This window comes from Actinomyces sp. Z16 (genome assembly GCF_003111765.1).
GTDB lineage: Bacteria > Actinomycetota > Actinomycetes > Actinomycetales > Actinomycetaceae > Actinomyces > Actinomyces glycerinitolerans.
In genome coordinates this window covers 128,677-145,357 of record NZ_CP027862.1, presented here as the reverse complement: position 1 = coordinate 145,357, position 16,681 = coordinate 128,677, and the positions used below count along the sequence as shown (strand labels likewise).

At 68.6% G+C, this 16,681-nt stretch carries 15 protein-coding genes; 10 read left to right on the top strand and 5 right to left on the bottom strand.

What is annotated here, in order from left to right:
* Window positions 1-66 precede the first annotated feature (66 nt).
* Together C3B71_RS00615 and C3B71_RS00610 are read left to right on the top strand one after the other, a co-directional pair.
* Window positions 67-1,041: a type IV toxin-antitoxin system AbiEi family antitoxin domain-containing protein gene (locus tag C3B71_RS00615; RefSeq protein ID WP_108965393.1), complete on the top strand. Its 975-nt coding sequence runs from the start codon at window positions 67-69 to the stop codon at window positions 1,039-1,041.
* Window positions 1,034-1,960, top strand: a complete 927-nt coding sequence (locus C3B71_RS00610) for a nucleotidyl transferase AbiEii/AbiGii toxin family protein (RefSeq protein WP_108965391.1) — start codon at window positions 1,034-1,036, stop codon at window positions 1,958-1,960. The genes C3B71_RS00615 and C3B71_RS00610 overlap by 8 nt, the downstream gene beginning before the upstream one ends.
* A 39-nt stretch (window positions 1,961-1,999) precedes the next feature.
* Here the strand turns inward: C3B71_RS00610 and C3B71_RS00605 are convergent, their stop codons facing one another.
* Complete coding sequence (locus tag C3B71_RS00605; protein WP_108965389.1) at window positions 2,000-3,409, bottom strand: family 4 glycosyl hydrolase; 1,410 nt, start codon at window positions 3,407-3,409, stop codon at window positions 2,000-2,002.
* Window positions 3,406-4,155: a DeoR/GlpR family DNA-binding transcription regulator gene (locus C3B71_RS00600; RefSeq protein ID WP_108965387.1), complete on the bottom strand. Its 750-nt coding sequence runs from the start codon at window positions 4,153-4,155 to the stop codon at window positions 3,406-3,408. Before C3B71_RS00600 ends, C3B71_RS00605 begins: the two co-directional genes overlap by 4 nt.
* A 111-nt stretch (window positions 4,156-4,266) precedes the next feature.
* On the opposite strand from C3B71_RS00600, the gene C3B71_RS00595 reads away from it, so the two are divergent.
* The 6 genes from C3B71_RS00595 to C3B71_RS00570 all read left to right on the top strand — a co-directional run bounded on the left by C3B71_RS00595 (window position 4,267) and on the right by C3B71_RS00570 (window position 10,701).
* On the top strand, window positions 4,267-5,280 hold the full coding sequence (locus C3B71_RS00595) for a carbohydrate kinase family protein (protein ID WP_108965385.1): 1,014 nt from the start codon (window positions 4,267-4,269) through the stop codon (window positions 5,278-5,280).
* Window positions 5,277-6,167, top strand: a complete 891-nt coding sequence (locus tag C3B71_RS00590; protein ID WP_234415993.1) for a carbohydrate ABC transporter permease — start codon at window positions 5,277-5,279, stop codon at window positions 6,165-6,167. Before C3B71_RS00595 ends, C3B71_RS00590 begins: the two co-directional genes overlap by 4 nt.
* Window positions 6,154-7,083 carry a carbohydrate ABC transporter permease gene (locus C3B71_RS00585; protein ID WP_108965383.1) on the top strand — a complete coding sequence of 310 codons (930 nt, stop codon included), beginning with the start codon at window positions 6,154-6,156 and terminating at the stop codon, window positions 7,081-7,083. The genes C3B71_RS00590 and C3B71_RS00585 overlap by 14 nt, the downstream gene beginning before the upstream one ends.
* A 100-nt stretch (window positions 7,084-7,183) precedes the next feature.
* Window positions 7,184-8,545 (top strand): ABC transporter substrate-binding protein, encoded by a 1,362-nt coding sequence (locus tag C3B71_RS00580; protein ID WP_108965381.1) that lies wholly within the window; start codon window positions 7,184-7,186, stop codon window positions 8,543-8,545.
* 58 nt (window positions 8,546-8,603) lie between these two features.
* Window positions 8,604-9,353, top strand: coding sequence for a PIG-L deacetylase family protein (locus C3B71_RS00575; RefSeq protein ID WP_234415992.1), 750 nt, complete (start codon window positions 8,604-8,606; stop codon window positions 9,351-9,353).
* A 94-nt stretch (window positions 9,354-9,447) separates the two neighbouring features.
* Window positions 9,448-10,701: a Gfo/Idh/MocA family protein gene (locus tag C3B71_RS00570; RefSeq protein ID WP_199912541.1), complete on the top strand. Its 1,254-nt coding sequence runs from the start codon at window positions 9,448-9,450 to the stop codon at window positions 10,699-10,701.
* 101 nt (window positions 10,702-10,802) lie between these two features.
* Here the strand turns inward: C3B71_RS00570 and C3B71_RS00565 are convergent, their stop codons facing one another.
* Window positions 10,803-11,210, bottom strand: a complete 408-nt coding sequence (locus C3B71_RS00565) for a Rid family detoxifying hydrolase (RefSeq protein ID WP_108965379.1) — start codon at window positions 11,208-11,210, stop codon at window positions 10,803-10,805.
* 137 nt (window positions 11,211-11,347) lie between these two features.
* On the opposite strand from C3B71_RS00565, the gene pgm reads away from it, so the two are divergent.
* On the top strand, window positions 11,348-13,027 hold the full coding sequence (gene pgm, locus C3B71_RS00560; protein WP_108965376.1) for a phosphoglucomutase (alpha-D-glucose-1,6-bisphosphate-dependent): 1,680 nt from the start codon (window positions 11,348-11,350) through the stop codon (window positions 13,025-13,027).
* A 110-nt stretch (window positions 13,028-13,137) separates the two neighbouring features.
* On the opposite strand, the gene C3B71_RS00555 is transcribed toward pgm, so the two are convergent.
* Complete coding sequence (locus C3B71_RS00555) at window positions 13,138-13,731, bottom strand: hypothetical protein (protein WP_234415989.1); 594 nt, start codon at window positions 13,729-13,731, stop codon at window positions 13,138-13,140.
* Between the two features lie 565 nt (window positions 13,732-14,296).
* Here C3B71_RS00555 and C3B71_RS00550 point away from each other — a divergent pair.
* Complete coding sequence (locus C3B71_RS00550) at window positions 14,297-15,448, top strand: YwiC-like family protein (RefSeq protein WP_108965372.1); 1,152 nt, start codon at window positions 14,297-14,299, stop codon at window positions 15,446-15,448.
* 94 nt (window positions 15,449-15,542) lie between these two features.
* On the opposite strand, the gene hisC is transcribed toward C3B71_RS00550, so the two are convergent.
* On the bottom strand, window positions 15,543-16,613 hold the full coding sequence (gene hisC / locus C3B71_RS00545) for a histidinol-phosphate transaminase (protein WP_234415987.1): 1,071 nt from the start codon (window positions 16,611-16,613) through the stop codon (window positions 15,543-15,545).
* Window positions 16,614-16,681: the final 68 nt, after the last annotated feature.

Sequence of the window (16,681 nt, the reverse complement as noted above, 5' to 3'; positions counted from 1 at the left end):
CTGCCGCCTCGGGCAGCGCACTGCGTTTGCTACACTGTGAATGTAGCAAACGCAGCAGGAGGTCGCATGAGAACCGCAGACGCGCTCCGCACGCTGTCCTCTGCCGCCGGTTCGCAGCGTGGCTTGATCACCACGGCCCAGGCAGCGCGGGTCGGCATCGACCGAACATCACTCACCCGCCTGACCACCTCGGAAGCGCTGACGCGCGTTCGCCACGGCGTGTACGCGCTGCCCGGTTCGGATCACGATCCCCATCAGGATCTTCGCGCCGCCTGGCTCGGCACCGATCCCAAGCGCTTCGCGGACGAACGCGCCCACGACCCGGACAGTCCCACGGTGTCCCACGTGTCCGCGGCGGCCCTGCATGACATCGGCGAAATCATACCGGCACGGCATACCTTCACGGCTCCCACGCGAAAACAGACTCGCCAACCCGACATCCGCTACCGACAGAGGCCGCTTGACCACAACGACGTCACCGTAATAGACGGCATTGCCGTCACCACCATCCCGCGCACCATCGCTGATCTGGCCGCCGAACACACAGAAATGGAGCATCTCTCCGCAGTCGTCAGGGACGCCGCGGGCATACCACAAGCCGACCTCGGAGACATTGCCGCAGCGCTCAACCCCCATGCATCTGCCTACGGACACGCAACCGGCGCCGATTTAGTCCAAGCGCTCCTGGAGATTGCAGGCCCGCCGGCGGCGGCACTACAAACGGCCCAGTTTGCATTGTCAACGCTACTCTCCCAACTCGAAATAAACAAAAGAACGATTCAACAGGCTCAAGCAGCCATGGCACCCATTATTACTGCCGCCAACGCCGGCATCAAGGATAGTATGCAGCACACAAAACCAATCCTAACAACCGCGAATGCCGCCATTCAAGAAGCCCTGAAGAACTCTCAGTACCCCGGACTAGTCGCAGCAATTAGGCAAATCGCCGACATTACTGCCTTATTAGACCGATCAAGATCGGCCGCCGCAGGCTCCACCCACGACAACGATCGCACAGGCGAGGAGGGATTAAGTGATTGAGCCGCTCGCCGCTTCGCGTCTACGCCAATCACTGAACTCACGCATCAGGGCTGAGGCGAGCCGCCGCGGGGTCACTGCCGACGACATCCGTCAGCAGTATGTCTTCGCCCTGCTGACCAAGCGCCTGTTCGCCGACGACATGGATGACTGGCTGCTTTTGGGAGGCAACGCACTGCTCATACGCACCCGGGGCGGCCGTTTCACCCGCGATGTGGACCTCGCCCGCACACATGGCTGGAGCGATGTGCAGGAGTTGAGAGACGAACTGCGGTCCGCACTGAGCCGCTCGCTGGATTCCGACCCCTTCCGGTTAGAGATCGTCAAAGTCTCACCGCATAGCGAGCCGGATGGCTATGGCTACGGAGCTCTGACGGCCAAGGCCGACATCCGGGTCCTGCTCGGGGTGGCCGAGTTCGGTCGGTTCAGCATAGACATCACCACCCGGCGCCACGTAAGCGGCCCCATTGACCGGATCTCCCCCACGCCGATCATCGATCATGAGACCATTGCCGACCTCCCGGATGTCCCGACAGTCCCCGTAGAGAACCATCTGGCGGACAAGATCTGCGCGCTATACGAACTGCACGGAAAAACACGCACGGCCTCGACGCGCTACCGCGATTTGGCGGACATCGTCCGTATCGTCGCCCATCTTGACTTCGACGCCGCGAGACTGAGCGAGATGCTAGATCATGAGTCCAGACGCAGGAGAATCCCGCAACCAACCGCAATCGTCTCGCCCTCCCCCGCCTGGGAGCAGGCATACCCTCGCCAGGCGCGCGAGTTCGCAGAGTTTCCCACAGAATTTCATTCACTCGACGCCTCGCTCGATGCGGCCGCAGCCTGCCTGGACGAGGTTCTCAACGGTTCGCGAAGTAAGGGTCGCTGGGATCACGCGTCCGCTCAATGGCGGGGCTGAAGGGAGATCGCCTATCCTACCGCCTCAACCAGTCCACCCTCACCGCCCAAAGGTCCGGGCCACCAGGGGGTTGCGGGCCAGGTAGCCGTCCAGCACCCGCCGCGCCACGTTGACGGAGTCGATGAGCGGGTGGCCGGCGAGCGCCCGCCACGCCAGCGTCTCGTCCCCGCTGAGCGCGGCGTCGATGACCAGCTCCTCGCAGCCCTTGACCGTGGCCACCAGCCCGAGCTCGGCGCCCGCGAGCGCCCCCACCCGCTGCGGGTGCACGCCGTCGCCGTCGACAACGCACGGCACCTCCACCACGGCGTCCTCGCGCAGCTGGGGCACCAGCAGGCCGCCGCCGGCGGAGCACGCGTCGGCGTTGCCGACGTCGAGGATCATGCGGGCGGGCACGCCGGTGTGCACGGCGGTCATCAGGTCGAGGGCCACCTGCTGGTAACCGCCGCCGGCGATGTCCTCCTCGCGGCGCCCGGCGCGGTCAGCCGCGTCGCGAGACTCGGCCATATACGTGGCCTCGCGCTCGACGTGCGCGCGCCGCCACAGCTCCCCCGCCCGCTGCGGATCGGCGGCGACGGCGTCGTAGAACTCCCCCTGCCTCCGCTCCAGGAACTGGCCGCGGGTCTCCGCCTCGGCGCGGATGCGCTCCAGCGACTCCCGGCCCAGGTAGTAGTAGAAGAGGTACTCGTTCGGCAGCATCCCGAGCGCGCGCACCCAGTCGAAGCCGATGATGCGCGCCTCCTCCATGCGGTCCAGGGCGGCGTCGTCGGCGAGCAGGCCGGGCAGCCGGTCCTGACCGTCAACCACGAGGCTGCGCAGCCAACCCAGGTGGTTCAGGCCCACGTAGTCGAAGTCGAGCCCCGCCCCCGGCCCGATCCGGGACGCGCGCGCGGCGTCCCCGCCGACCGCCGTCGTCGCCCGCCGCACCAGCCCGATGGGGGTGTCGCAGATGCCGACGACGCGCCCGCCCAGCACCGTGCGCATGGCCTGGGTGATGATGCCGGCGGGGTTGGTGAAGTTGATGACCCACGCCTCGGGGGCGAGGTCGCGGACGGTGCGGGCCAGCTCCATGGCCGCCGGGATGGTGCGGAAGGCGTAGGCGTAGCCGCCGGCGCCCACGGTCTCCTGCCCGAGCACGCCCTGCTCCAGGGCGACGAGCTCGTCCAGCACGCGCCCGTGGGTGCCGCCCTCTCGCATGGCGGAGAAGATGAAGTCGGCCCCCCGCACCGCCTCCTCCAGGTGTGTGGTGGATGTCAGCGCGGGTGCGTGCGGGAAGTCGAGGTCGGCCAGTACGGCGCGCATGGCGTGCAGGCGCCGCGGGGAGACGTCGTACAGGCACACCTCATCCACCACCAGCCCCGGGTGGGGGCCGGAGCCCGCCCGAGCGGCCGCCAGTACCTCGATCACCTGGGGCACGCGGAACCCGCCGCCGCCGACGATGAGCAGTTTCATGCGAACAGCACCTCCGTAGCTGTGCCCGCCAGGTCCGGCAGCGGGGCGGTGCCGGGAGCGGCGGTGGTTATGACGACTTCTAGTTCGTTGATGGGGCACACCGGCAGTAGCCCGGCCCCGGGGAACTTGTCGGCCGTGGCCACCAGGCAGGTGCGCTCGGCCGCGGCCCGAAGCGCGCGCTTGACCGGCACCTCGATGCCGGTGGAGTCCATGACCGTGCCGTCCGCCCGCACGCCGGAGGTGCCCATGAAGGCGATGTCCGCGCTGATCTGGGCCAGTGCGTTCTCGGTCAGCCCGCCCACCAGGGACAGGTAGGAGGGGCGCAGCACCCCGCCCAGCACGATGAGTTCCACGTGCCGGTCCTCCCGCAGCACGTCGACGACGGCGAGTGAGGCGGTCACGACGGTGACGTCCCGTCCCCGCAGGTGCCGGGCGACGGCGGCACCCGTGGTGCCGATGTCGATGAGGACGACGTCCCGATCGCGTACGAGCCCGGCCGCCGCCGCACCGACGCGGTCCTTCTCCCCGGCCGCCCGGGCGGCGACGTGGGCGAAGGGCTGGGCGTCCGCCTCGATCGTGCCTCCGCCGCGCACCCGCCGGAGTCTGCCCTCGCGACCCAGGGCGTTCAGGTCGCGGCGGATGGTGGAGGCGGACACCTCCAGCGCCCGGGCCAGATCGGCGACCGAGACGCCGCCGCTCTCCTTCACCATCTCCACGATCGCCGAGCGACGCTGCTGAGCCAACATGGGAGCAGTCTATCGACCTCACGTCATTTATGCGCGAAATCGCGCATTTTTGAGCAATTTCAAGTACACTTACGTGCGCCGAGCAACCGGCGTGTCTGATGAGGAGGTCGCATGCCGCATCGCGCAGCTCCCGCCGACCCGGACCGCCGGGCCCTCGTCGTCGGGCCCACCTTCCTCGACGTCGTCATGAGCGGTCTGACTCATGCGACCGTCCCCGGGGAGGAGCAGCTGGTCGAGGACTGCGCCCTCATGCCGGGAGGTGCCGCCAACCAGGCGGTCACCCTCGCGCGCCTCGGACTGCCGACCGGACTGTGCACGTACCTGGGAACGGATCGGGCCGGAGTCCTCGTCACCGACATGCTGAAGGCCGAGGGGGTGGATCTGTCCCGGGCCGAGCACACCCGGCGACAGAATGTCACCGTCTCCCTGGCCCTGGACGGCGACCGCGCCCTGACCACCTGCGGGGAGGACACGGCGCCCGTCCCGGCCTCGGGCTGGCCGACACCGACGGCGCTCGTGGCGGATCTGGGTGCGATTCGCACGGGCCGGGAGGCCGTCTCGCGCTGGCGCTACGGCCCGGCACCCACCATGGTCTTCGGCGACACCGGCTGGGACCCGACCGAACGCTGGAGCGAGGAGGACCTCGCCCCGCTGGATCTTGTGGACGTGTTCACCCCCAACGAGTCCGAGGCGCTCCACTACACGCGGACGGGCACCGCCGCCGAGGCCGCCCGGGCACTGGCCGAGCGGGTGCCCGTCGTGGCGGTCACCTGCGGGGCCGACGGCGTGGTCGCCTGCGACGGGGAGGAACTGCTGACGCTGCCGGCCCTGGACGTGCCCGTGGTGGACACCACCGGCGCCGGGGACGCCTTCACCTCCGGACTGGTGTGGGCGTACCTGCATGATCTGGGGCTGCACCCGGCCGTCTCCCTGGCCTGTGTGGTAGCCGCCGCCACCCTGGGGCGGCCGGGCGGATCACTCAACGCGCCCAGCCTTGCGCAGGTGGCCGCGCTGGTCCGCACCACGCCCCTGCCGGAGGGGTTCAGCACCGACTTCCTGGAGCTCATCGAAGAGTACGCGGCACTTTCCCGGCACGAATATGCCGATCGCGGTGTTGTGTTGTGAAGGCGAACAACTTCATTCGCCGAGCTCGTCTCCGGGAGGCGATCTCCGGATACCTCTTCCTCACGCCGAGCGTCATTGGCGTGTCCCTGTTCATGGTTGTGCCGGTCGGCATCGTGCTCTGGCTCACCGTGCACAAGTGGGACATGATTTCTGATCCCGAGTATGTCGGACTCACGCAGATCAGCGAGGTCCTCGGCGATCCCGAGTTCCTCTCCTCCCTCCGGGTGACACTGCTCCTAGTCGCCCTGGTGGTGCCGATTCAGATCGGCCTAGGGCTCGCGTTGGCCAATATGCTCACCAAAGGTGTGCGCGGCACGAACGTATTTCGCACCCTCATCGTCATCCCCTGGATCTCCTCCCCTCTGGCCCTGGGTGTTGTGTGGTCGTGGATCTTCGCGCCCACCGGCGGTCTGCTCTCGGCCATCGCCGGAACCCGCCTGGAGATCCTCGTCTCGGAGACGTGGGCGCTGCCGGCAGTCGCACTCGTCGTCATTTGGAACAACGTCGGCTACACGTCCCTGTTCTTCATCGCCGGCCTGCTGTCCATCCCCTCCGAGCTCATAGAGGCGGCGTGGGTCGATGGCGCCTCACCCACCCAGATCTTCTGGCGGATCAAAGTACCGCTACTGCGCCCGACCTTCTTCTTCGTCTCGGTGACCACCATTATCGCGGCATTCAATATCTTCGATCAGGTCTTCGCACTCACGCACGGCGGACCCGCAGGATCGACGTCGGTCCTCGCCTTTGAGATATATGAGCAGGCCTTCGTCAATTGGGACATGGGGAGGGCCGCCGTCATGGCGGTCGTCATGATGCTCATCCTGATGGTCATCACCGCCGCCCAGAACCTCTACTTCCGCAGGAGGACGACCTATGAGCTCCTCTGACGACGCCGTCGCGATCGGCACCACTCCTGTTCACACGCGGCCGAGTCTCCGCTCGCAAGGCCGCAGCGGGCAGGGATGGGGGCGTGTCAGCAACCGGCGCGGCCCGCTAGCGGTGCTGGGAATCTACCTGGGACTGGGGCTTGCCGCGATCATCATGGTTCTGCCCTTCCTGTTCAGCTTCATGACGGCGTTCAAGTCTCCTAGAGACTTCGCCTCCCATTCGCCGTTGGCCCCGCCCGACCCCTGGACACTCGACTCCTTCGCCGCGGTGTTGGGCGGTCGCATCGACTTCGCCAGCGCCATCTGGACCACTCTGGCGATGGTCGCCGTCATGGTTGTCGCGCAGATCGGCTCCTCCGTCATGGCCGCCTACGCCTTCGCCCGCCTCTCCTTCCCCGGACGTGACATCATCTTCTGGATATTCCTGGCGACGATGATGCTGCCCTCCAGCGTGCTCGTGATCCCGCTGTACCTCATGATGGCCAAAGCCGGAATGAACAACACCTTCTGGGGCATCGTCATCCCCTTCATGCTGGCATCGCCCTACGCCGTCTTCCTCCTGCGGGAGAACTTCCGGTCCATCCCGCAAGAACTCATCGACGCCGCGCGCGTAGACGGTGCCGGGCACGTGCGCACACTGCTTCAAGTCGTTCTGCCGATATCGCGTCCCATCCTCGCCACGCTGACCCTCATCACGGTGGTCAGCCAGTGGAACTCCTTCATGTGGCCGCGCGTCATCGCCAGCCAGCGGCCCAAGGTGATAACCGTGGCGACGGCCGCCCTGCAGTCCCAGTACAACGCCAATTGGACGTACGTAATGTCCGCCACAACCATTGCACTCGTACCCCTCATCATTCTGTTCATCACCTTCCAGAAGCAGATCGTCGCCTCGATCGTGTTGACCGGACTGAAGTAGGCCCGAATAACCATGTTCCGAACGCCGCGATCCGACACCGGCCGTCCACCAAACCCCGGAGAACAACGTCGACCTCGACACCGAGAAGTGAGGAGACCTCATGTCACGCACCACCACCAACATCTCCCGACGCTCCGCGCTACACGCCGCCGGAATGTCCCTCTCCGCCAGCGCCGTCATGTCCGTACTCGCCGCCTGCGGCTCGTCCTCGTCCTCTGACAATTCGGCGGAAGGTGACTCGATTACCTTCCGCCTGTGGGACGAGCAGGCGGCCTCTGCCTACGAGGACGCCCTCAAGACCTTCACGGCAGACACCGGCATCGATGTCCGAATCGAGCAGGTCGCCTGGTCGGACTACTTCACGACGCTACGCAATGACATCGCCGCGGACTCCGCACCCGATGTCTTCTGGACCAACAGCTCCAACTTCGTCGACTACGCCGCCGCCGGCCGACTGCTCAACATCGATGAGGCGTTCCCCGAGTCCGAACGTGAGGGCTGGCTCGACGCGGCGATCACGCAGTACACCCATGACGGTGCTCTGTGGGGCGTTCCCGCTCTGGCCGACCCGAATATCGCCGTGTACTACAACAAGGAGCTGCTCGAGAAGGCGGGCATCACCGTCGCCGACCTCGAGGAGCTGGCCTGGGACCCCCATGCCTCAACCGACACGCTGCGGGAGACCGCCGCCCGTCTCACCCTGGACGGCAACGGCCTGACACCTGCGGACAACGGTTTCGACCCGAACAACATCGTCCAATTCGGCTACAACGCCGCACTCGACCTGCAGGCGATCTACCTCCCCTGGCTCGGCGCCAACGGCGCCTCCTACCAGGACTCCGAGGGCACGCTGAACTTCGCCTCCGCTGAGGGCATCGACACCTTTCAATACATAGTCGACCTCATCAACAAGGACCACGTGGCACCGTCCGCCGCGGACACCAACGACAACGGAGACTTCTCCCGCGACCAGTTCATACAGGGCAAGATGGGACTGTTCCAATCCGGCGCCTACAACCTCGCCAACATCAACGACGGCGCGAGCTTCGAATGGGGGATAGTCCCGCTGCCGCAGGGGCCCAGGGGCCGGGGAGGCGTCATCAACGCCATTGTTGCGGCCGGCTCCGCCAATTCGGCCAATCCGACCGCTCAGAAGCAGCTCCTGGCCTGGATCGCCGGCGCCGACGGCTCGAAATGCCTTGGGGAGACCGGCGTCGGACTCCCGGGCAATACCGACGCCCAGGAGTCGTGGACGAACTACTGGAATGAGCAGGGAGTAGACGTCTCCGCCATGACGGATATCGATACCGACACCGCCCTGCCGGGACCGTTCGGCTCGAACATTCAGGGGGCCATGGACGCCTCGGTGAAGATCCTCTCCGAGGTGTTCCTCGGCCGTCGGGACGTTGCCGAGGGAGTCGAAGCGGCCCAAGAGGCCGGGAACAAGGTCATCGAGGACTGAACCTCAAACACGTCGACCGACCATCCCACACTCTCCGAAGGAAAGTGAAGGAGAGCGCGTGTACAGGCGCGAGGACAACCGCGCCACACGGAAGGAGACCATTGTGGAGTATGAGCGCGTGCTGGGCATCTACGCCCACCCCGACGACGCAGACGTCGGGGCCGGCGCCACCCTCGCCCGTCTGGTCCGGGAGGGCGCCGACGTCGCCCTGCTGCTCGTCACCGCCGGTGACGCCGGCGGCTTCACGGCCGAGGGCCAGGAGCGCATGGCGGAGCGGCGCCGGGCGGAGCAGAGGGCCGCCGCGGCTCATCTCGGCATCAGTGACGTCTCCTTCCTGAGCGGCGTCGCGGACGGCCATGTTCGCGAGGCCACGGGACTGGTGCGTGAAATCGTCGCCGCAATCCGACGCCACGCCCCTGATCTGATCCTCACCACCTCACCGGAGTACAACTTCGCCTCCACCGCTGCGAACCACCCCGATCATCGGGCGGTGGGACACGCCGTCGTCGAGGCCGCCTATCCGGCCGCCGGCAACCCCTTCGACTACCGCGATCTCCTCGCACAGGGGCTGGAGCCCCACGACCCGAGCGAAGTCTGGTTCCAGGGGCACAGGGAGATCAATCATGTATCACCGGTGACCCAGGGCGATCTGGACCGCAAGATCGCGGCCGTACGCAGCCATGTGAGTCAGTTCCCCGATCTGGACCGGATGGAGCGCCTCCTGCGCGAAGCGGCCGTACGCGACGCCGCAGGCGCGCCCGAAGGAGCGGAATTCGCCGAGTGCTTCTTCCGCTGGCAAGTGCGCTGACCCGCGTCCGGTTCGGATCCCGGAAGGCACCGTCAAGGGATAACCCCCGTTGCCCCCGCCTCGCCCGGGGTATAGCGTCGTTGCCGTCTCGACGATGAAGTCTGCAGCCCGAGGAGACCGCCGTGAGCAGCGACGCCCACACCACCGATCACGCCCCCACGCCGCCCGCGCAGCCGCCGCGCTTTCCGCGCCACCCCGCCGCGCCCGAACCGACCCGCCCCTACAGCGCCCCCATGCCCGACCAGAGCCCGGCCCCGCCGCCGGACGGGCCGGTTCGCTTCGGCGTCATCGGCGCCGGCTGGCGGGCCCGCTTCTTCCTGCGCCTGGCCGCCATGGCCCCGAGCGCCTGGAGTGCGTAGGTGCCCTGGCCCGCCGCGCCGAGTCGCGCCAGGCGCTCGCCGAGGAGTTCGGCGTCGCCACCACCGACTCCCTCGACGACCTGCGAGCCCGCTCCCCCGAGCTGGTCGTGCCGTCGGTGGGCTGGGCCGCCATGCCGGACCTGGTTCGTGAGCTGGTGGACCGTGGCATCCCGGTGCTGTCGGAGACTCCGCCCGCGCCAGACCCCGACTCGCTGCGCGCCCTGTGGCGCGACGTCGGCGCCTCCGGCCTGGTCCAGGTCGCCGAGCAGTACCCGCGCATGCCCGGCCACGCCGCCCGCCTCGCGGCCATCCGCGCCGGCACCATCGGCACCCCCACCTGGGCGCAGGTCTCCTCCACGCACGGCTACCACGCCGTCTCGCTGCTGCGGCACTTCCTGGCCGACGACGACGCCCCACTGGGCGGCCCCGTCACCGTCACCGCCCGCAGCTTCCCGGCCCCGCTCTTCCAGCCGCTCGGCCGTGACGGCTGGAATGTGGTGCCCGCCGTCGAACCGGGCGAGACGGTGCTGGCCACCCTCGCCTTCGACGGCGGCCGCACCGGCGTCTACGAGTTCACCTCGAACCAGTGGCACAACCCGCTGCTGTCGCGGCGCGTGCTGGTGCGCGGCACGCTGGGGGAGATCGTCGACGACGCCGTCACCCGTTGGGTGCCCGACGCCGGGGCGGTGACCAGCCGGATCGAGTACCGGCGCACTGGGCGCGACCTGAACCTCGAGGGCAACGACCTGGTCCACGCCAGCCTGGATGGGCGGGTCGTCTACCGCAACCGGTGGGTGGGAACGCGCATGAGCGAGGACGACCTCGCCGTCGCCACCATCCTTCAGGACACCGGCCGGTGGGCGCGCGGCGAGGGCCCGGCCCCCTACCCGCTGGCGCAGGCCTGTCAGGACCACCTGCTCTCCTGCGCCATCGACGAGGCCGCCGCCTCCGGTCGGGACGTGACCACCGACATCGAGGACTGGGCCTGAGGTCCGGCGCCCACTGACCAGGACTGCCAACTTCCGACAACTACTGTTTGTTTCTTATCAGTAGTTGTCAGTAGCAGGCGCCGCGGCGTCGGCGGCACCCCTCAGGGGCGCACCGCGACGGCCTCGATCTCCACGCCCGCGCCGAGCGGCAGCGCCGCCACCTGGAAGGCGGCCCGGGCGGGCAGCACCGCGCCGGTGAAGAAGCGCGCGTAGACCTCATTGACGGCGGCGAAGTCGGCAATGTCGGCCAGCAGCACCGTGGTCTTAACAACGTGCTCGTACCCCAGTCCGGCGGCCTCGAGGATCGCGCCGATGTTGGTCAGCACCCGCTCGGCCTGGGCCTGGATACCGCCGTCGACCAGTTCTCCGGTGGCCGGGTCGAGCGGCACCTGCCCGGAGACGTAGACGGTGGCGCCGCTGCCCGCGCCGGTGGACACGGCCTGGGAGTACGGGCCGACGGCGGCCGGGGCGCTAGTGGTGGCAATGGCGGTCTGTGCAGCGGTCGACATGGCGGCATCCTAAGCACGCAGGGCCGTCGTGCGTCACATGGCGTCACATGGGGACGCGGCGTCGCATCGCCAAAACCAATACGTCCGATCTCCGGGATTCCCAGGACACACTCCGTGGTCCGTGACACACTGCACCCATGCACGAACGCGCAGGACTTCCCGCCCAACCAGAGGACCTCATTGATGTCGATGAGGTCGTCAACGCCTACTACGAACTCGTCCCCGACCCCGCCGTCCCGACCCAGCAGGTCGTCTTCGGCACCTCCGGGCACCGCGGCTCCTCCCTGGACACCGCCTTCAACGAGGCCCACATTGTGGCCATCACGGCGGCCATCGTCGAATACCGTCGCTCCCAGGGCACCGACGGCGTGCTCTACATCGGTCGCGACACGCACGCCCTGTCCGAGCCCGCCTGGCGCACCGCCATCGAGGTGCTCTCCGGCGCGGGCGTCACCACCGCCGTCGACGCCCGCGGCTCCTACACGCCCACCCCCGCCGTCTCCCACTCGATCCTCCTGGCCAACGGTGCCGGCACCGAGTCCGGCGTGCGCACCACCGGCCCGGGCCTGGCCGACGGCATCGTCGTCACCCCCTCGCACAACCCGCCCCGCGACGGCGGCTTCAAGTACAACCCCCCGCACGGCGGCCCCGCCGACTCCGACGCCACCAGCTGGATCGCGGCGCGCGCCAACGAGCTGCTCGCCGGCGGCTGGCGAGACGTGCCGCGCGTGCCCATCGCCGACGCGCTCGACGGCAACTACGTCGTCAAGCACGACTACCTCGAGACCTACGTGGCCGACCTCGAGAACGTCATCGACATGGACGCCATCCGCGAGGCCGGCGTGCGCATCGGCGCCGACCCGCTCGGCGGCGCCTCCGTGGACTACTGGGGCGCCATCGGCGAGCGCTACGGCCTGGACCTGACCGTGGTCAACCCGAAGGTCGACCCGACCTGGTCGTTCATGACGCTGGACTGGGACGGCAAGATCCGCATGGACTGCTCCTCCCCCAACGCCATGGCCTCACTGCGCAATGCCATGACCCCCGACGCCGAGGGCAACACCCCCTACGACGTCGCCACCGGTAACGACGCCGACTCCGACCGCCACGGCATCGTCACCCCCGACGGGCTGATGAACCCCAACCACTACCTGGCCGTCGCAATCGAGTACCTGTTCACCCACCGGCCCGGCTGGCCCGCGGACGCCGCCGTCGGTAAGACGCTGGTCTCCTCCAGCCTGATCGACCGGGTGGTGGCCGCCATGGGCCGCAAGCTGGTGGAGGTGCCGGTCGGCTTCAAGCACTTCGTGCCCGGCCTGCTGGACGGCTCCGTCGGCTTCGGCGGCGAGGAGAGCGCCGGCGCCTCCTTCCTGCGCAAGGACGGCACCGTGTGGAGCACGGACAAGGACGGCATCATCCTGGCCCTGCTGGCCAGCGAGATCATCGCCGTCACCGGCAAGACCCCCTCCCAGCTGCACGAGGAGCAGGTGGAGCGCTTCGGTGCCTCCGCCTACGCCCGCATCGACGCCGCCGCCACCAAGGAGGAGAAGGCCAAGCTGGCGGCCCTGTCGCCGGAGGACGTCACCGCCACCGAGCTGGCCGGGGAGCCGATCACCGACCGCCTGGTGCGCGCCCCCGGCAACAACGCCCCCATCGGCGGGCTCAAGGTCACCACCGAGGACGCCTGGTTCGCCGCGCGTCCCTCGGGCACGGAGGACGTGTACAAGATCTACGCCGAGTCCTTCAAGGGTGCCGAGCACCTGGCCCAGGTCCAGGAGGAGGCCAAGCAGGTCGTCTCCGCCGCCCTCGGCGCCTGATCGCCGCACGGTAGGCACAGCACCGCGCCACAACACAGCCGGGGTCCGGCGATGGGGTAGCCCCGTCGCCGGGCCCTCTGTGTCACCGCTTCCCTGCGCTCCTCGTTTGGTCAGCTCTCACGCCAGCAGCCCAGGCGGCGGGCCACCGGCTCGACGAGTTGCACGGTCTGCCGCGAGAGCACCTGGGCGCTGGTCAGCCTGAGTGGCACATAACCCCGCCGCAGCAGAGACTGGTCACGCCTATGGTCATTCTCCCAAGACTCCCAGTCGCCGTGATAGGCGTATCCGTCCGTCTCGATGACCAGGCGTCCCATGAGCAGGTCAACCTCGAAGCCGAGATCGGCGGCGACTTCCGGCTCCTGCCCGGCCTCCTGCAGGTCGTACCGAGCAATCGTCTCCAGAAGTGATCGAGCCCGAGGATCGGCCCGTCCCAGCAGGGACCGCAGGCGACCATTGCGCGGGCCTGCCAACCTCGCTAAAAGCATGGTCTCGTGAACCAGGCCAACCCTCAGCGCAGCGTCCAGCGCTATCAACGCATCGAGCTCGTCGGCACACCGCATAACCGTCAGCACAACGGATTCGGGATCGGCGATCGGCGGTTCCAGAGGGCCACGCGGCACCAGCCCCTCAACCCGGTGGATGACAACCCGCCCCACTCCGGACGGGATATGACTGCGCCCGCGCCGAACCGCGACGTGAATCACAGTCGGCTCCTCGCGGAGGGGAATCCCGTAGTGGGCAAGAGCGTGCCCGCAAGTCAGCAGCCCGCCGACGCGCCTCGCCACGACCTTCGCCCGGTCGGCCTGCGGCAGTGCGACGACCCCCTGGGGATAGGAACTGACCTTGCCTCCCTCCACTAACGCTGAGAGGGCACGCCAGTCGGAGCGGTCACGGCACAGACTTGCACGCCTCGCCGCGCCGCCGCAGCGACCGAGGTCAACCAGGAGACGACCTTCTCTGTCTACATGATCCACAATCAAATACTGCCAAACATCACGCAAAGCACCCAATGAGCAACTACGTTCTGTGGAAAACTTGCACCTCCCGGCGCGTCTTCGGAGCTGTGGGCCGTCCGCACCGGCCTTTCCTCCACCCACCCCATCCGCAGATACCGGCATCGGTGTCACAAAATGCACCACATTCGTGCTGCCCCACCCACGAGTCGGAAATCCAGGCGCAGCATCGCGCGGTTCGCAGCGACACCGAGGACGCACAACGTCTGAAAGTGGTGCATTCCCTGACACTTCCACGCCAATTAGGCTGACCTGCGTGACACAGCAGCGCCCCTCGGACCCCTCCGACCGCCACATCGAGTACGTCTCCGGGCAGCCGGAGACCGACGCCGACGCAACCACCGCGTCCACGTCGTCAGAGGACTTCGTCCGGGGCCCCCGCGGCCGTATCCCATACCAGCAGTCGCGCCCCGGCCCCGAGGATGACCGCCTACTGGCCACCGGCGAACCCGTGCGCCCGTCCTCTGTGCGCGCCGGCGGCGCCAGGTCGGCCTCCCCGTGGTCCGGTGCGTCAGCGACGAGTTCCACCACGCCCGGCCCGTCCGCGGCACGTCCGGGTGGACAGCCCGGACGTCGAGCCTGGCTGCCGAACCAGCACGGCGCGCACTACATGCTGCTGCTGCCGCCGATCATGGGCTGGGTCGTGGGTGGCTTCAGCTGGGTGAACCTGTTGTTCATCCCCGCCTGGCTGGGCGCATACCTGACCTACTGGGCCTGGTCGCAGTGGGCGCGCGCACGCTCCCCGCGCCGGCGGGCGCTGGCACTGCCCCCGCTGGCGGTCTACACCACGTGGACGGCGCTGCTCGGCGTGGTGACGCTGGCGGTCGCCCCTTACCTGCTGCAGTGGGTGGTGCTGTTGGCGCCCCTGTGCGCAATCGCCCTGCAGGAGTCCTGGCGCGGTCGGGAGCGCTCCCTGCTTTCGGGGTTGGCGACGACGGCGGCCGCCGCCCTGATGGCGGCCGTCACCTACTCACTCGGCGTCGGCGGCCGCGGCGGTTTCCTGGGGCTGGGGGCGGATGCCACGAGCCTGCCCGGTGTCTCACCCAATGGGGAGCTGACCGGCTGGGCCTGGATGTGGCCGGTGACCGCATTGACGGCGGCCTACTTCTGCGGGACGGTGCCGTACATCAAGTCGATGATCCGCGAGCGCTTCAACCGGCCGCTGCTCGCGGGCGCGGTCGCCTGGCACGTGCTGGTCGCCGTGGCCACGGTGTCGCTGGCCCGCGGCGGCTGGCTGCCCGTCGCGCACGCCGCCTTGTGGGTGGTGCTGGCGGTGCGCTCCCTGGCCGTTCCACTGTGGCAGTGGCATCTGGTGCGTGCTCGCCGCGCTCCGTTGCGGCCGCGGACCATGGGCGTCGCCGAGATCGTCTTCTGCCTGCTGTTCGTACTCACCCTCGCCATTCACTGAACCCCGCCGACCCGGAGGACGCCACAGCGGGGTGCGGGGACGCCCTTGCGGGCCGGCCCCGGTGTCCGTTCGGCGATGTTCGATCGCCCGCCCGTCAGCGGGCCGGCCAGGCTGCGGTGGCGGCCAGCACGCGGTCATTCTCGGCCGGTGTGCCGATGGATACGCGCACGCCCTCGCCGGAGAAGGGCCGAGCCAGGATTCCGGCCGCCCGGAAGTGCGCGGCGAGCGCGTCGGTGTGCTCCCCGACGGCCAACCAGAAGAAGTTCCCCTGCGCGTCGGGCACCTGCCAGCCCTGTGCTCGCAGCGCGGCCAGTACCCGATCGCGCTCGGTGGCGACGACGGCGGCGCGGCGGGCGGTCTCGGCCAGCACCGCGGGCTCCAGTGCGGCGATCGCGGCGGCCTGTGCCGGCAGGTTGACGCCGAACGGTGTCGCCACGGAGCGGATGGCGGAGACGATGCCGGGCTCGCCCACCAGGTAGCCCACGCGCATGCCCGCCAGGGCGTGCGCCTTGGAGAAGGTGCGGCTGACCAGCAGGTTCGGGTGATCGGCCAGCAGGGTGAGCGCGTCGCCGACCGCGGGGTCGGTGACGAAGTCGAGGTAGGCCTCGTCCACAATCACCAGCACCCGCTCGGGAACACCCTCCACCAGTGCGGTGAGCTCGTCCGCAGTCAGGGCCGGCCCACTGGGGTTGTTGGGGGTGCAGGCGAGCAGGGCGCGGGTGCGGGGCGTGACGGCGGCGATCATGGCGGCCACGTCGTGGCGGCCGTCGGCGGTCAGCGGCACCTTGACGGCGCGCGCGCCGGCCACGGCGATGCAGATCGGGTAGGCCTCGAAGGAGCGCCACGGCAGGACGACGTCGTCGCCCTCGTCGCAGACGGTGTCCAGTACGTGCTGGATCAGGGCGACGGAACCGTTGCCGACCACAACCTGCTCCGGCGCGACCGCGTGGCGCTGGGCGATGGCCTCCACGAGCGCATCCCCGGTCATCTCCGGGTAGCGGTTGACGCCGCCGGCGGCGGCGGTCAGCGCCGCCAACACGCTCTCCTGCGGCGGGTAGGGCAGCTCGTTACTGGACAGCTTGGCGACGTCCTCCCCGGTGGAGCGGGCGCCGGGAACATACGCGGGCAGAGTTTGGACGGCGGGGCGGATGTGCACGTCGGTCATGTCCTCATCCTGGCACGCGAGCGTGGCACGTGGTGGCGCACCAAGTGACGCGTATCCGGTTCTGCTTC

Coding starts and splice junctions, on each gene's coding strand:
- C3B71_RS00615 (WP_108965393.1), top strand. CDS start 67: ATGAGAACCGCAGACGCGCTCCGCACGCTGTCCTCTGCCGCCGGTTCG.
- C3B71_RS00605 (WP_108965389.1), bottom strand. CDS start 3,409: ATGAAACTGCTCATCGTCGGCGGCGGCGGGTTCCGCGTGCCCCAGGTG.
- C3B71_RS00600 (WP_108965387.1), bottom strand. CDS start 4,155: ATGTTGGCTCAGCAGCGTCGCTCGGCGATCGTGGAGATGGTGAAGGAG.
- C3B71_RS00595 (WP_108965385.1), top strand. CDS start 4,267: ATGCCGCATCGCGCAGCTCCCGCCGACCCGGACCGCCGGGCCCTCGTC.
- C3B71_RS00585 (WP_108965383.1), top strand. CDS start 6,154: ATGAGCTCCTCTGACGACGCCGTCGCGATCGGCACCACTCCTGTTCAC.
- C3B71_RS00580 (WP_108965381.1), top strand. CDS start 7,184: ATGTCACGCACCACCACCAACATCTCCCGACGCTCCGCGCTACACGCC.
- C3B71_RS00570 (WP_199912541.1), top strand. CDS start 9,448: ATGAAGTCTGCAGCCCGAGGAGACCGCCGTGAGCAGCGACGCCCACAC.
- C3B71_RS00565 (WP_108965379.1), bottom strand. CDS start 11,210: ATGTCGACCGCTGCACAGACCGCCATTGCCACCACTAGCGCCCCGGCC.
- pgm (WP_108965376.1), top strand. CDS start 11,348: ATGCACGAACGCGCAGGACTTCCCGCCCAACCAGAGGACCTCATTGAT.
- hisC (WP_234415987.1), bottom strand. CDS start 16,613: ATGACCGACGTGCACATCCGCCCCGCCGTCCAAACTCTGCCCGCGTAT.